Annotated in this window: 11 protein-coding genes; 5 read left to right on the forward strand and 6 right to left on the reverse strand. The window is 55.3% G+C overall.

The genetic code is table 11. From position 1 onward, the window contains the following. Positions 1 to 84: 84 nt before the first annotated feature. Entirely contained in the window at positions 85 to 1,179 is a 1,095-nt protein-coding gene (locus tag Pan97_RS11665; protein WP_196782366.1) for a serine hydrolase domain-containing protein, read from the forward strand. Between the two features lie 136 nt (positions 1,180 to 1,315). Continuing rightward, complete coding sequence (locus tag Pan97_RS11670; RefSeq protein ID WP_144972700.1) at positions 1,316 to 4,123, forward strand: heparinase II/III family protein; 2,808 nt, start codon at positions 1,316 to 1,318, stop codon at positions 4,121 to 4,123. Between the two features lie 470 nt (positions 4,124 to 4,593). Here the strand turns inward: Pan97_RS11670 and Pan97_RS11675 are convergent, their stop codons facing one another. After that, positions 4,594 to 5,010 (reverse strand): L,D-transpeptidase family protein, encoded by a 417-nt coding sequence (locus tag Pan97_RS11675; RefSeq protein WP_144972702.1) that lies wholly within the window; start codon positions 5,008 to 5,010, stop codon positions 4,594 to 4,596. Positions 5,011 to 5,262: 252 nt separating this feature from the next. Here Pan97_RS11675 and Pan97_RS11680 point away from each other — a divergent pair, with 252 nt between their 5' ends. Beyond that, the gene (locus Pan97_RS11680) at positions 5,263 to 6,096 is read left to right on the forward strand and encodes a hypothetical protein (protein ID WP_144972704.1); all 834 of its coding nucleotides are present in this window, start codon (positions 5,263 to 5,265) and stop codon (positions 6,094 to 6,096) included. Between the two features lie 168 nt (positions 6,097 to 6,264). On the opposite strand, the gene Pan97_RS11685 is transcribed toward Pan97_RS11680, so the two are convergent. Both Pan97_RS11685 and Pan97_RS11690 read right to left on the reverse strand, forming a co-directional pair. Beyond that, positions 6,265 to 8,631: a protein kinase domain-containing protein gene (locus tag Pan97_RS11685; RefSeq protein ID WP_144972706.1), complete on the reverse strand. Its 2,367-nt coding sequence runs from the start codon at positions 8,629 to 8,631 to the stop codon at positions 6,265 to 6,267. 49 nt (positions 8,632 to 8,680) lie between these two features. Then, entirely contained in the window at positions 8,681 to 9,739 is a 1,059-nt protein-coding gene (locus Pan97_RS11690) for a trypsin-like peptidase domain-containing protein (RefSeq protein WP_144972709.1), read from the reverse strand. A gap of 810 nt (positions 9,740 to 10,549) precedes the next feature. On the opposite strand from Pan97_RS11690, the gene Pan97_RS11695 reads away from it, so the two are divergent. Then, positions 10,550 to 10,957: a hypothetical protein gene (locus Pan97_RS11695; RefSeq protein WP_144972711.1), complete on the forward strand. Its 408-nt coding sequence runs from the start codon at positions 10,550 to 10,552 to the stop codon at positions 10,955 to 10,957. A gap of 86 nt (positions 10,958 to 11,043) precedes the next feature. Here the strand turns inward: Pan97_RS11695 and Pan97_RS11700 are convergent, their stop codons facing one another. From Pan97_RS11700 to Pan97_RS11710, 3 genes are all read right to left on the reverse strand, one after another. Then, on the reverse strand, positions 11,044 to 11,775 hold the full coding sequence (locus Pan97_RS11700) for a C39 family peptidase (RefSeq protein ID WP_144972713.1): 732 nt from the start codon (positions 11,773 to 11,775) through the stop codon (positions 11,044 to 11,046). A gap of 20 nt (positions 11,776 to 11,795) precedes the next feature. Continuing rightward, positions 11,796 to 12,968 (reverse strand): transporter, encoded by a 1,173-nt coding sequence (locus Pan97_RS11705; RefSeq protein ID WP_144972715.1) that lies wholly within the window; start codon positions 12,966 to 12,968, stop codon positions 11,796 to 11,798. Between the two features lie 82 nt (positions 12,969 to 13,050). Next, positions 13,051 to 14,190 (reverse strand): hypothetical protein, encoded by a 1,140-nt coding sequence (locus Pan97_RS11710; RefSeq protein ID WP_144972718.1) that lies wholly within the window; start codon positions 14,188 to 14,190, stop codon positions 13,051 to 13,053. A gap of 863 nt (positions 14,191 to 15,053) precedes the next feature. Here Pan97_RS11710 and Pan97_RS11715 point away from each other — a divergent pair. Then, positions 15,054 to 15,953 (forward strand): hypothetical protein, encoded by a 900-nt coding sequence (locus tag Pan97_RS11715; RefSeq protein ID WP_144972720.1) that lies wholly within the window; start codon positions 15,054 to 15,056, stop codon positions 15,951 to 15,953. The last annotated feature ends 10 nt before the right edge of the window (positions 15,954 to 15,963 follow it).

Below are 15,963 nucleotides of genomic sequence, written 5' to 3' on the forward strand. Positions count from 1 at the left end.
GTGATCATTCAGATGGTAGAACGAGCCTATCCCCTCTCCTCCCCCTTTCGGTCTCTACTACTACCTTTCAAGAGAGCCTGCCTCGTGAACCGTCGTCATTTTCTTCAATGGAGCTTAGCTGTGGGATTGAGTGCGAAAGTCTGCGCAGCGGACCAGCCCAATGGTTGGGAGGAAGCCGACAAGGTATTGCAACAGGCAACGGCCAGCGGTCAAGTAAAGTCGGCGACGCTGCATGTTTTGCAAAAGGGTAGCGCCGTGACGCGCGCTTATGGCGCTTCGACGACGAACGATTCCATGTTCCTGCTCGGCTCGATATCGAAGCCGATTTGCGTCACCGCGCTGATGCGACTGTACGATCAAAATGAGTTTCAACTCAGCGATAAGCTCAGCAAGTACCTGCCGAAGTTCACCGGCGAGGGTAGAGAAAACGTCACGCTGCGTCATGTCTTGACGCACACCTCCGGCCTGCCAGATCAATTGGCCAACAACGCCGAGCTGCGCCGCAGCCATGCAAAACTTACGAAGTTCGTCGAGCATGCGCAGCAAGCGCCCCTTTCGTTTGCGCCTGGCACCCGCTACCAATATTCGAGCATGGGCATTCTGCTGGCGACCCACATTGCCGAGAAACTTAGCGGGAAGGATATTCTTTCGCTCGTCGAAGAGACCGTTTTCAGGCCGCTGAAAATGGAACGCTCGGCCCAAGGGCTCGGGCGGTTCTCGCTCGACGACATGGTACCAGCTCAAACCGAATTCGCCGCGCCGGAAGCAGGCAGCGGCGATCCAACGGCCAAGAGTTGGGACTGGAACAGTCTCTACTGGCGCAAGCTGGGTGCCCCTTGGGGAACGACCCATTGTTCGGCGCCCGACGTGGCGAAGTTCTTGTCGGAGTATCTCTTCGAAAGGGGTACGGTGCTCAAGCCAGAGACCGCCAGACTGGTGCGAACCAATCAAAACCCCGCCGGGCTCAAGCCACGCGGCATTGGGTTTGACGTTGGCCCTCAGCTTGGGGGCGACGGCTGTTCGGACGAAACGTTCGGCCATACCGGCTCAACCGGAACGCTGGCCTGGGCCGATCCCGCCACCGAGACGATCTGCGTCGTGCTGACTTCCCTGCCAGCACGCGCGGTAGACCCTCACCCCCGGCAACTGGCCTCGGCGCCGATCGCCGCGCGAGGTTAATCGGTGAAGTGGCGTCACCGGTCGCCAATGTCACCGAGCCGAGCGCTTGAAAAATGGTACAGAGCATTCTGCCAAGCTAGAATGTCGGCTTGTTCGGTTTCCTTGATAAGAAGCACGTTGTCAGAAGTAGTCTGTCGTGAATGTTCATCCTGTTTTCGCTGTCTTTCTCATTCTGCTGTTTGAGCCTTGGGCAGAAGGGGTTACTTGTGCTGAGACTCCCAGCAGTTGGGCAGAGACTAGCTTGACCACCGTCGCAGCCTCCCCGACTAAGCAGCAGGGATTGGTATTTCGACAGAAGTTTCGAGATCTTGAGACCTTTGCGGTGGATGTCCGTATTGATGCAACGGCGATGCCCGAAGGTGACCTTCAGTGCATCGCCGGCTTTGCAATCGGTCTTGATTCATCAGAGGATGATCCACTGACTCATTCGAAAAGTATTCGATTCGAGTTGAGGGAGGGGGATCGACGCGGGTTTTGGGATATCTGGATTGACGGCATCAACGAACCGCGTCGTGAACCGTCGCCCAAGCCTCCTGGTTGGGTTGACAATCGCCAATATCAGAAACCGTGGGAATTCACGCCGCACCCGGGTGACTACAAGTTACGGGTTTTGTGTTCCCGGGAAGACGATGGATCGCGATTGCGTTTCTACTTCGAGTACTTTGATCGCCCTGTCTATGAGTTTAAACTGAAACGGAAACTAAGCCCTGGCCATATTGGATTCTATGCCATAACAGGCGGGAACGAATCTCGTCAGAACACAGCAACCTTCCGCCAACTAACCGTTAGGGCGGTCGATGACTTAGATTCGTTTACTCAAATATCGGCGCGGGACATCGTGTTGGATGCGCTTGATTTGAACCATCCGGCGTTGAAGCAAGTTGCTGAAGCCATTCACCGCGGTGATCGAAACCAAGCCGGACAATTGCTGCTGGAACACCTGCGGACTCGTGAGACGCCCTTAGGGCCAGGGTTCAAGCCAGAGTATTGCGGCACCAACTATCGAGAAGTTGCCGACGCCGTCCTCGAAGATCGCTACGGCACGCTGGGTCCATTTCATACTTTCTCGAAAACTTACGTTGACGGCGCAGGCAACACGCAGCATTTTGTCGATGCCGATGGCACGATCCGCTGGGACCTCTGCAGCGGGCACCTCACGCGGCATTTTCACTGGGTATCTTTGGCCAAGGCATATTCCGAAACCCAAGACAAGCGGTACGCTCAGCGCTTCTCGCGCGAGGTACAAGACTGGGTCGCTCGCGAGCCATTTCTACATCCTCGCAATCCCGACATTGGCAAACTGAACTGGATGGACGGAACGACGTTCAAGTTGGGCTATCTCAATACGAGCAACATTGGCCGTCGTTGTGAAATGACCTGGTGGCCTGCCTACGATGAGTTTCGCAAATCGCCAGATTTTTCGGACCAAGCGCACTATCACATGCTTCTGGGTTTCATTCGCCAGTGCCGACTGATTATGAACCCCAGCAGCTTTGCCGCTCATGATGATGGCGGAGCCCACATCTGTGTCGCCATGTTGCAGACGGCCTTGATGCTTCCCGAGTTCAAAGAGTCAAAGCGTTGGGAGGAGGAGGCTGTGCGGCGTTGGCAAGAGGTGCTCAAGGTTCAGTTCCACGAAGATGGGAGTCATGTCAGCCTCAGCACAGGCTACAATTGGGCTTCGCTCATGGCGATGGAGAACATGATTGCTCTGTACCGTCGCGTGGGGCGAGAAGTTCCGCAGCAATTTCTGGACACCCTCGAACTCGCGTACCGACATCCCATCGCGCTTTCCCGACCGAACCAGGGTCAGATTGATCTGAATGACAGTTCTTGGGGCATGATCGATGATCACATGAGCCGCGCTTACAAGCTCTTTCCGCATCGGAACGACTTTTTGTGGATGGCGACGAAAGGAGAAGAAGGGAACGCACCTGATTATCGCTCTATCTATTTTCCAAACGCCGGCCACTTCGTGATGAGGACCGGTTGGGGCCCCAACCATCGCTATCTTTTCATGGATGCAGGCCCCGTCGGTGCTAGTCACGGCAAAGAGGATAAGCTCAACATCTATGTCGACTACGGCGGACAACAGCTTCTTGCCAGCGGCGGACGCGGCTCCTACTCAGGCGGCCCCTTCGCAGCCTATACAGGATCGACTCGGGGCTACAACACCATACTTGTCGATGGAGGCGTCCAAGCTCGAACCTACCCGAGATATGAGATCGACGGACATGTTCCCGAGCAACGGCGTTGGATGACGACCGAGCGTTACGACTACGCCGAAGGGTTTCATTCCCATGGCTGGTTTCCGCCGGGTCAACATGTGGAAGGAAAGCAAACCCGGCAGGTAATCTTCATCAAGGGAGCCAAGCCGCCTGAGACTTCGTACTGGGTTGTGTTCGATACAGTCCAGCCAGCCGATCAGAAAGAGCATCAGTACGAGGCGCTGTTTCATAGCCGACGAAACCACGCCAGCCTAGTAGACGAAGTGTCAAAGATTGTTCAGTGCTGGGATGCCGGTGCAGCGCTCCGCGTCATGCCCGTGGTCACAGAGGGACTTGATGTTGAACTCATTCATGGTCAGACCGAGCCCCACATTCAAGGCTGGCATGTCGTCGGAGAAGCTCACGCGCCGATGTGGACTCCGACTTTCAAATGGAAAGCAACCGGCACTACGACACGTGCATGGGTACTGGTGCCGGCCGGCCCCGATCAGCGGTGGTGCGTTGATCGAGTGGAGCTAGTACGAGATGACTCAAACTCCTTGATACTGCGCTGCTTTCGACCCGATGGGACGAGCGATCTTGTTTATCGCCGCTCCTTAGACGATCTTGAGGCAGGCAAATTCGAGGAGATTGAATTGTTGGGCGACGTTGGAGCGGTTTCACTCGATATCGATAGTGACATTATCGATCGATTTACGGTACCGGCACCACAGTGATGGGCATTTGCCGTCTTAACGTGCAACTTATTTCTTCGGTTCAAGTTCTTAGTTGCCTTGAATTTCGGAAACGCTACCTATTGACGTTTCTGTCATCTTGTTATTTAGGAGGGGCGCACTGACGAAGGACAAAAACTCTGGATTCCACTGGTTTCTCGTTGATTGACAAACAGGTACGCGTTCGACAACAGAGTTTGAACCTCCAAGCCATGCCCGTGCAGACGAGGTCATGGCACCCTGGCGCGTGGTCGAGTGGCCGGTTGCTGAGTCAGTCGCCCTTCAATCCCAACTCTTCAGCCACGGCCGTTAACGATCGTTCGAGTTGCTGTTCGTATTGCAGCATCGACTGGCTGAAGGTGGCGTAGTTGCTGTGGTTTGGATTGGTATAGCGAGCTAGGTCAGGCAGAATTCGGCCTAAGCTTCGTGACGATTGATGTTGCCAGTAATCGTCTCAACCCGGTCTTCCCTTTCTAAAACGTGCTTTTCACGATCAGTCGTACGGGCGCGTTTTGTTTGACCCAATCGTGAAACGCACGGGCGTCGCCTGGGTTCAAGTGAATGCAACCCGCCGAGCACATCATGGGGTATTGGTGCACGTAGACGCCCGTCTTCCATTCGATCGGCCCGACGGCATAGGGCATATCCACATTGAATTCCGTCGATCGCTTGTTCAGGTAACAATCGCTCGCTTTCAGGGTGACGTCCATGTTGTACGACCGATTACCGCTGGCGGTTACCGGTACCGTGTGACTGCCGAATTTCAAAAAGCCAAAGGCCGTACTTCCCCAACAGCCTTGGTGAGGAGCCCGCGGACAATTCTTTCGCGCGTTCAACGTGATGTTTGCACTCGCCATCAATTCATCCCCCAAAATGTGATGCGGAGTCATGGATATGCTTACGCATATCGCAGTTATAATCGCGCATATTAGACATTGGTCTTGGAACCAAATCAACAATGATTGCGCACATCTTAGTGCGGACGAGTCGGAAACGTCTCGTTCCGACTGGGTGCCACACCGCGAGGTGAACTTTGTCGAGCAAACCGCGTCTATTCTCCAAGTGGCTTGCCGCTGGTTGTGGCGAGTGCTTTTAATGGAACTAGGAGAAAGGGGGAACCAATGGGCCTCGATGCGACCGTAATGTGTAATTGTTTTCGAGACGGCAAGACGACGTCCCCTCCCTTTCCGCGCGATTGGTTGGAGATCGACGAAGAAGGTTACTTGCACCTAAAGCCGGGGCATGACTCGGACGACAACTGGCACCAGCTTTACCAGTGGCAACAGGACTGCTGCGCGCACGAGCAGATGGAATACGGGGACGAGCGCATCAGCAACTGGGGAGGTTACCGCCAGTTTCAAGAAGCATTGGGTGAAATCGGCTGGGAGTTCTTCCCGGTGCTGCAGGATCAGCTTCCCAATGGCAACGGCGGGCTGATGGATTCCGCGAAGTGCGCTCAGGCACTGCCTGAGTTGGACCATTTCGTCTCGCAGGGAGTCGTGGGCATCAAGACGGTCCTGGTCGATTCCCGCACCGGCGAAGTTTTGTGGGAGTACGTCGCGGCCTATGATGGAATCGTGGTCCTGGCCGGCAGCCTGGGATTCGACGCAGGCCTGAGCGAGTTCGAGTTCTTTGCCGTCGCACGCGAATCCGGCGAAGACTTGTTTCGAGCAACCCATTTCCGGCAGTACCGCCAAGATGGCGAAAAGATCACCGGCGACAGCGATACGATCTGCTGGAAGAACCTCGATACCGGAGAGATCTACGCGTCCCGCCTGGCCATCGCCGGAAAGGCCATCCCGTGGGAAGATGGCAACTGGACAAACGACCAGGGACAGCATCGGTTTGAGTACCCGGAAGAGCTACACGTCGAGCAGCGCCCCTGGCCGGTAACCGACTTCGATTTCATCGTGACGGCGCTGCGGAAGATCTTTCAGGCATCGGTCGAGACGGGTAACCCGGTGCGTTGGTGTTAGCGTGAGGCCGCGGCCTCTAGCGACCGGTTGGGTGGCACGCAGAGTTATCACCGGTCAAAAGTGCTATGCAGCCACATCCGAAGCCCTGAAAGGGCGGCAGATAATCGCCAGGGGCGAGAGCCCTGGTAGGAAAGCTGCCCCTCGCTCTCTTGGCTCTGCAAAACCCAATTAAGATTCTCTTTGAAGCACGACAATGGTTATGTCGTCATAGAGTTCAGCACCGGCACGGAACTTGTTTATGTCCGATAAAATTCCCTCGCAAATGCTTTGGGAACTTCCCTCCAGGTGACTCAGTCTATCGAAAAGTCGATCGTAACCGTACATATCACCAGCTGAGTTCATTGCCTCGTTAACCCCATCCGAGATCAAGATCAACTTGTCTCCCAACTGCATCATGACTTCAGTCAGATCATATTCCATGTCCTCCACAATTCCTAAAGGCAAGCCTATTCCCTCTTCACCAACAGGAGAAGCTCTTTGATTTGGCCGCTGAAGAAACGGCGGGCCATGACCAGCATTTGCTATTGTCACCTTGCCGAGTTTGGGATCAATCAACATGAATAGGACCACCAGAAATCTATCCTCGTCCGTTATCTTAGTAAATCGATTGTTGAATTCAGCTAATTCTGCCGCCAGATCTACGTTTTCACGATGAAACGATGTGACGAAACCACGGAGGAATGCTAGTTCCGCGAGACTTGAAGAATAATGTCTTAATGCTTCCGCAATGACGAAGAGGCTTTCGCCGGACGGCAACGGAATTCCCTCGCAGTACTCCCCTAAATAGACTCCCGCTTTTACTTGAATACAAGCAATATCGTATCCCAGTATTGTCGGAAATGTGGATGCAAGCATGACATCCCTGGTCTGAGCGGCTAGACTTCGATCTCTCGCTAGTTGGATGGATGAACTGGCGACAGCACGATTTACCAATGCCTTACATAGGCGTTGGGCGACGGCAACCTCCGAGGGCTTAAACCTCTGGAGAGTCACCTTGTATATTTGAACTAGCCCATGTGAGAATCCGAAGGACTCTGCGATCGGAAGATAGAGGATGCGTCCGTCGAAAAGCGAACTGGCCGTATTGGGCGATGTTAACAGTACTTCTCCCTCATCGCGTACTCGACGTTGAACGGTATCGTCAATCGGAATGTCACTTTCTCGTTCTTCCGTGCTCGCAGAACGAGTCAACTCTCCCTTTGCGTCCCACACGTACGCGTTAATTACGACGAGTGTTTTGCCGATTTCCCAAAAGGCTGCTTTCATGTGAGCTAGGCTCTCGGAGATGTTGAAATCGTTTGCCTCCAGCTGTGATTCAATATTGATGAGAGTCAACAGAGCGTTCTTCGGAAGACGATTGAGCGCTTGCTTCGCTTCAACGTTGACGCCTGGCGCTTCTTTGTCGGAGAGAGCGATCTCAAGAGCCTCGGCAAACTCCTCGGCCGTCGAAAAACGTAAGTCTGCGCTTAATTCAAGGCTCTTCTCGAGTACGCTTCGGACGGCCTCGCTGCAAGGGAGGGTTTCGAGAAATGCGGCCGGATCATAAGCAGCCAATGGCGGTGGTTCTTTTCCCAGAATCACGAATACCGCTGTCATGCCGAGTGAAAAGATATCAGCTCGCAAGTCGGCATCTCGTCCGGCAACTTTCGCCTCGGGCGCCGAGTAAACCCACGTTCCGAGCCCGCCCGTTAGTGTGAAACCCGCTGAATCGTCGCACTTGACAAGGTCGAAGTCGGTAAGTTTGAATTCCTTCGTGGCCTCGTCGATGAGGATGTTGGCAGGTTTGACGTCACGGTGTACATAACCCAGCGAATGTGCGTAATGTAGCGCCTTGGAGACGCGTATGATCCCCACCATCGCATCTTCCGCTGAGATAAGTTGTTGACGGACCGATGACTCGAAGTTGGGTCCGTCTATTAATTCCATCGCAAAAAAACTTAGGTCATCTTCGGAACCAAAGGGCTCCAAAATCTTGACAATGTTCGCGTGATTGAGGTTGGACATCACGCGTGCTCCACGAAAGAAGCGATCCTTCATGATTACGGACGAAATATGGTAGTGGAGCGTCTTGATCGCCGCCATCTTTCGTCGAGCCGTATCGTATGCACTCCAAACGCTCCCGACACCACCGGCACCGATGAACTTATTGACCAGAAACCTCCCTGCGAGGGTACGACCGTGAAGATCGTGTTTGCGGTACTCAGCTTGCTTCCTCGCCTCGATCCATTCTTTGTGACGCGAAACAAGTTCCTCTTCCGAGCCTTCCAGTTCAACCGCAAGTTCCGATGTAGGCATACGCCCCAAGAAGTCGTCTTTGTTCGCATGTTGCTGCGCCGCCGCTGCCATTTTATGGATATCGGCTAATCGTCCCTTCGCCTCGCCCCAGTCGATCAGGCGAAATATGTCGTCCGCTAGATTGTCCCCGTTCGTGATGGAAGCAAGTCTTTCGTCCAGGTACAAACCCACGAGTCTTTCCAGTTCAGACTTTGTCCTGACTGTCGCCATCAGACGATCAAAAAGCAACTTATCGGTCATTGGGTTTCCGTCACGATCGAATCAGAAGTCCACACGACAATATCGTTGGTTAAGTATTTCCTAATAATCCTAGAGAGGTAGCCTCTGGCAAGTTCATCTGCAGGTCGGGCAAAACAGCCGTGAAAGGCACTCCTCCATTGGCAATACCGGCATGACAGCGGTGAATGCCTGTCACCTTGAGGTCCTGAGTGAGGCACGGAGACCCCGATGAACCTGGCTGCGTGTTGACATCATAAAGAACTTGAGTCTCTGAACTGACCTGGTTCACAGCACCAAATGCAAGGCCCTGCGTCGTTCCCATAGGATGCTGAAGAATCAGAATCGGGTCTCCGGAGCGAAATTGCCTTGGCACTAGTTTCAGGGGCTCGCGTGGCGTTCCTTCCAACTCTTTTGATTCAACCAGAGACGACAGTCGAAGGAGTGCAATGTCGAGTTTCGACGTTGGACTTGAAAAACATTGCCAGGGAAATGGGGCTTCGACATGAGCGGGTGTTGTCAATAAGGCGACTTCCGTTCCTCGACTGATAGAGCCGTCGAGACCGCGTTCGTAGTCGAAGCGGATCCTTACGTTGTTTGCTCGCGAGGGATCGCTCCAAAAGGAACTCACGACATGAAAACAGGTCATCACGATGTTTGGGGCCACCAGAAAACCAGTACCGTATCCTTCGATCGACTGAGATTCCGGCTGGGGTTCGATTCTACAAATCGCCCTGCGCATCGTATTCATGCGATCTAACCATTGCCCCACTTGTTCAATCGTAACGTTCGGTAGGACAATAGCCTCAGCTGATTCAATGGCAAGATTTGGAGAAAGTAGGTTGTAGCGATCTGATAAATCTAGGAACTGTCTGTAGAAAGCCTGAAGTTTAGGATTCCCGCTGTTTGCCTGTATGGCGGCCTGAAGGAATCGTATCACCAGGTTTCTAGACTCCACCCAGTCAACAAGATTGAAGACCGCTTGGTCGTAGGTCGTTCCGGGAGCCGCAAGAAAGTTGACGAAGCGTGTTCCTAAGTCAGCGTTCGAGACCACCATTTCCAGTTCGGCAGGGCGTCGGAATGCATCCATCAATGCATCCACGAGCGTTTGCTTTTGATTTGCAAGTTGCATTAACCCTCTGCTTTCATGTTTAGAGCTATTGGTGCATTCGGATTGAGGGCCCGCAGATGACCTTTACTAAGAACGTTATGAGGAGGCAGCAAGAGTTATACAGGGGACTATTGGCGCGACATAGCATAATCAATGAGGAGACGGGAAGAGCGTCACTTGGGAGGACGAAAACCTCTGTATGCCACACTGCTCTGACAACTCTAAACGGCTATCATTTGGCAAGCAGACTTCGGCTCTAGGGCCAATCCCACTTGCACTTGCTGTCGTTTTCGACGTTTCGTCAGATACTATTTCTTATCAACTAACGGCGCGGTGGTTCAGGAGACAATTGATTAGCGGTGGAGACCGCAATGCACTGGCCGGTCGCAAGCTAGTGGCACACAGAGGTGTCGCCAGCAGCCGATGGCATTCTGACTCTGACCAAGCCAACTTTTCTTCCACCAACCCTTGAGATGTGCCAGCTGGCAATTACTCTAGGACTCAACGCAGTCACATGGACTGCCGGTTTCAGCGACTGATTTCTTCACTCCAGTCCTGAACCAGCGGGCACTAAGTTGTGTGCCCGTAACAACATGCCACGAATCTTCAGGTGGCATTATGCATCGGTACGCGGTGCTATCTTCCCCCGCCGTTAACCTCTCTTTAATCCCCAAAATCTGGGTAATTCCTCTATTTTATCCCATCGAGATATCTATACCCGTAACTACAATCGGGACTAATGCAGCACTTTTTCAGTCACTCAGGGGGGGCCTCAAGCGGTGGGGCCGTGCCTGAATCTGTCTCAAATTTTTGTTTCGATGGAGAAACACGATGAAAGCTTTGGCATGTCTGTTGGCGGTTGCTCTCACTTCTTTCGCTTTGGTTTCGGACGCTGGTGCCGCCGAACCAAACGGTAACGTCGATCAAGCCACCCTGGCCTCGATGGGCCTGTCGGGTCTGAGCGTCATGAGCGACGAAGAAGGCAAGAACGTACGTGGTACCTTCGCGATTGCCTTCGGTTTTGGCACGTCCCGTTTCCTGGGTAGCTCGCAGACCACCGTTTACGGTGCTGGCGACTTCGGTCCAGGCATCGACTTCGCCGCTGGTGGCAACAGCAGCCAGACCGGTATTATCTACAACCAAACCGTCACCGGCCCGTTCAACATTCCAGTTTACAGCAACACGATTAGCCTGGGCACCTATGCCACGGGTAGCTCGTGGGCCTTCGCTGGTCGCTAAGCGACTGGCCAACAGCCAAACAAAAAACGGCCGCGTCGGAGTATCTCGACGCGGCCGTTTTCTATTTCTTGATGTTCCCGCCAAGACTAAGGGTACGCGGGGAACGGCAGTCGGAACGGTTTTTCGGGGAAGGTTCGGATGATCTGATCGTCGAGCCAGCCGCGGGCCATCTCTTCGTGTCGCACTCCCAATTGTGACACATCCGACTTCGTCTTCCCCTGCTTGGCCACCACCAGCACCGCGTTCTCGATCCAGATTCGTTCGAACTCGAATTGCGGGATCCGCAGATTGCCGCGTGCCGGGTCCGCGAGAAACACCCAGCCGTTGGCCATGTCGCGAAGTACGACAAAGTGGTTCGTTTCTTCCAGGCGAATCGCCACGATCAATGGGACCTTCACGTCGGCCAGTTCCGACATGCTCAAGCGGCCAATGGTCGAAAGGTACCCGAGCTTCACCGCCGTCAGTCGCAGGTCGGAAATAGCCAGCCCGTTTTGAAAGCGTTCCTGTAGCTCTTCCCGCGTCAGTTGTTTTTCGATGACGTCGAGCACCTGGTTCTCGGTGACGGGGTCGCCCCAGTAGTAACGGCAAATGGTGGCCAGCGCGGCGGCGCCGCACGAGTAGTCGCGCTGCTGCTTGACGATGTTCTGATCGCGGATCGCCGTCCACGTCCGGGCGTAGGCCTGAACGTTGTTGTCCGCCGTGCGAACCGGCGGCCCATACTGATACCGGGTCTGGGCCGAGGCGGCTGCGGCCAGCGTCATGACGACGCCAACGGCGATAACCGGTACGATCAGCGATTGGATCCTTGGGTAACTCAAAGGAGTTTCTCCAGCGATGATTACAACGTCCAGACGATACCGACTACGGCATCCGCCGCGTCATCGGACATGCCGATTTCAGCAAACGGTTCGACGATTCGACCGCAGCGATACGTGGTCGCGGCGAAACGAAGTCGCATCAGTTCCCGCATCGAGCCAGGCACGCCCAGGCCATCGAGCTGGGTTTCGGTTTGATAAAGCCCCAGGAAGGCGGTACTCAGCGTGATGCGATCGTTCACCGCGAAACCAACGCCGAAGTTGTACGTGAACTGGTGACCGTAGAAGACGTCGCGGTCGTTGAATTCACGCTTGGCCTGATAGCGGTAGCCGAGGCCGTAAAAGTAAATGATCGGATCATAACGCTGAATCATCAGCAGTTGAACCGACGGAGCCCACACGCCGTTGGCCAGCGTGGCCTGGGTCAGCCCGTTGACGGCGTATTCGGCATCACCGGTTGGGGCGGTCAATCCAAAGCTGAGGATGACGTCCGGCGAATAGCCGTAGCACCCTTCGCGGCATAACAGGTTCACGCCCAGTTCCAGGTCGCCGATGCCGCCGCTGTCGGTGTTCTGATCGAACAGACCCAGCGACGAATACTCTTGATGCGCCCAGCCGATCGGCAGGCTGCCGGAAAGTTGAATGCGATCGGTCAGACCGTATCGCAGCGCGAACGGCACGAACAGCGAGCGACGCTTGAGGTCGGCCCGGCCAACGCCGGAAGGGCTCAGGGTGATCGGGAAATCGTAGTCGGCTTTGGCGTAAACCAGCCCGACGTCCATCTGCCATTGGCCGGGATCCAAAAGGACGCTGGCGGTACGTAGAAACTGAACGTTGAAGTCTTCCAGCGGCTCGCCATATTCCTGATCTTGGCTGACCGGCGGCTCGACCAGTTCGACCTTGCCATTTTCTGGAATCAGCGGAAGAGGCGGCGGTAACGCACCAGGCTCTTCCTGCAGCGCCGATACCGGCATGATCGAATTGGTGCCGTAGCGCCAAACGAGCGAGTCGTCCTCGAAGTCGGACGCGACGAACAGGGGTTCGTCGATGCGGAAGCTATTGGACGAGCCGTAGTCCCACTGCGCGCTGGCGGTCGAGGCCTGCCCGATGAACACGGCTGCCCCGGCGATCAATGCCGAGCGAAGGCAATGGGCCAGCCAGTTGTGCCGAGGGCGTGTCAGGTGTGTTCGCATCATCGTGTCGATCCTTCGGGAAGCGAGCTTTGCAGGCTTTGAAACTTCCATGCTAGGGAACCTTATGTGTGCCTAATGTGCCGCGTTACCAAACGATTCCCGTCGAGATGGCGAAACCGACCAGGTCGAGCGAATCGGACGGAGCCAACGCGTTCATGGTCAACTCGCCGACATTGATTTCACCCACGGTCGAAGTGGCACCGGCCGCTGCTCCCAGCTCACCCCAGTGCTGATATTCAAAGGCCCCGCGAGCGAAGAAGCGGCCACCCATGCACTTCAGTGGCGTGCTCCACTGGGCACCTACCTGGAACTCGGCGATGAACATCGTATCGCTGTCGCCAGCAAAGCCGCCGTTGGTTTGGTTGGCGTCGCCGCCTGGGCTGATCATTTGAGCGTGCGTCAAAGCACCGGCGTAGGTGTCGCCAAACAGGACCGAGCCGCGAGCGTTCCAGAACCACTGCAGTCCACAGCAGCAGTCCGCACAGCGGTAGCCCGACAGCGAGAACGTCAGGCCGTCTCCTTCAAAGTTGGAAATGCCCGAAGCGGTACCAGCGAAGATGTCGTTGCCGCCACCCAAGCCGCCTGGCCGGGCAATGTTGCCGTTGAATCCAATCGTTTCGTTCAAATCGCGCTGAGCGTGTCGATAGCCGAACGTGCCGACCATGTGCCAGTCGCCGATGCAAAACTCTTTGACCAGTTCCAGGTCGAGAGCGAACATTTCAAGGTTCGTGCCGGAGGCGAAGCCGAACGTGTCGCCGGTCAGGAAGTAAGGATCCGCGTAGTTCGAGCTGGTGTTCAGTTCCCAGTAGCGAAACTGCACGCCCCAGCCGTTGTCGCAGACGTAGCCAACCCACAGGCGCGGTGCCGGCACGATTCCGTCAATGCCGTGGGCATCGGTCGAAAAGCTATCGGTGATGGAAGTCGTTGTGTTGACGAAGGTCCAACTGGCCTGGTTGCCTCCCATCGGGGCCAGGAACGTGGCTTCCACGCCCATCCGCCAGCCGGCGCGGCAGTAACCGCAAGCCGGGCCGCATGCCGCACTGCCGGCGGTAGCCGGGTAATGCTCGGCGTTGGTCAGGTTGTCGAGCTTCTCGAACGACATCGGTGCCATCACCGGGTCTTGAGCAAGATAAACCGGTCGGAAGATGTTATCCGTTTGGGCATACAGTGCGGACGTCGCCGTGAACCAGGCAAACATCGCAACGAGCGTGTGACGCAATTTCATTTCTGAATTCCTTTCAGCCACCGCCACAACCGGTGAGCTTTTCCATGCTCAAAAGGTAATGCTTCGTTAACTGGCTCGGGCTTTTACACGGACCAGCCGATTCGTTCCGTCTATGCGGTGCTAGCGTCGTGAAAGTGCTAGCGGGCATAACGCGTAGAATCATGTTCTCAGGCATCGTGCTTTTGAGGGGGCAGCGATCAACAGAATGTCGATCGCACCGACAACCGCTGCCACGCAACCAACCCCACCTTTCGGTACAGGCAGAACAACCCCGAAGGGCCAGCTGGTGGGGCTGATTGTTTACGAACGACGAAAGCACAAGCCCCGGCCCCGAAGGGAAGAGAGCCAGGGTGAAGGGCAAACCGGGTACCAACTTCTCAAATGCAAAAAGAGAAGACCAACCACGGATGACACGGATAAACACGGATAGAAGAGAAATGGTATGTGGGTGCCACTGCCGCCCCCGGCAGTGCGACGTTGGTACCCGTTCTCGATTCATTCCCATCCGTGATATCCGCGTAATCCGTGGTCAAAAAAATTTTTCCCGCGCGCACTATCTCACTGAAGCGCTAGTCCTCTAAATTGCACGTACACCCGATGAAGCTATCTTGCTTCCGGGTGCCAAGCCCGCATCCGCGTGGGCACGCCCTCTCAGCCCCAACGGGGCGACAGAGAATAGCCAGGGGCGTTAGCCCCTGGTAGGTGATCAGAAAAAACCAAGCCCTGAAAGGGCGACAGAACCTATGTGTCATTCATGATTCTGCCGCCCCGTTGGGGCTCGGAAGAACTCGAATCCAAGGGTGATACCAAACGTTCACCATTCGTTTTTCTCGTCCCTAACACCTTCAACACACTCAAACGTCATGTCCCATCAACACGCACCACAACCTGAAAAACATGGAGCGAACGCATCCGCGCACGCTCCGCAGGTTGCCGTGCGCGATGGGAACCGGCTTCTCTGCCCTTGCTGCGGAGAAGTGTTGATGGTCTTGCAGGAAGAGCCTGCCAACGAGTCGACTTCCAAGAAATTCTGGCCGCCGAAGATGGCCCCTCCGAAACGAACGCCTCGGCCGCAATCGGCCACGCTCAACGAAATCATTCGGCGGCAAGAAGCCCAAGAAGAAGCCGCGTTTCAGGCCGCGATGAGGAAGGACGTTTCCCGCGACGAGCCGCCTGTTGAAGCGTTCGACCCCGATCGACCGCACTACCGGGCCGACAGCATCGTGGTCGAAATCGATCCGGAAATCAACGCCTACGAGTTCCCCGAAATCGATCCTCCCCTGGTCCCCAACGGCCTAACGCCCAAACGTTCGCGAAGTGATTCAGGCGAAAATCGAGAACCGCGCGAGCGCGACGCCGTGACGCGTTACGAGGAACGAAAGCGTTACCGGCTACGGCAACCGCTGCGCGAACCCCTCACGTACGAAGCCGCACGGCTGTACGCGTGGATGTTCTACCGCATGAAAAAGCTCAACCTGCAGTTGATCGAGGAGATCACCGCGAAACAGGCCGAGATCGATGCGCTGGAAGAGGAACTCAACGCACCGGTGAAAGCGGCTTCGAGCGAAGAGCAACCGCCAAGCGAAACGCCGCCCCAAGTAGTCTCCCGAGCCGAAACCAAGCAGATCATCACGCCCACACGACGCAAACGCGTGCTTCGTGCGATCGAAAAGCAGGAAAAGCATGCCCACGAGGACGCGAGCATGGCGTCCAACAACGAAACACGACAAGTCGAAACGGCTAACGAACGCGGGCCGCCTTGATTGTGATAGC

It is taken from the genome of Bremerella volcania, from assembly GCF_007748115.1.
GTDB lineage: Bacteria > Planctomycetota > Planctomycetia > Pirellulales > Pirellulaceae > Bremerella > Bremerella volcania.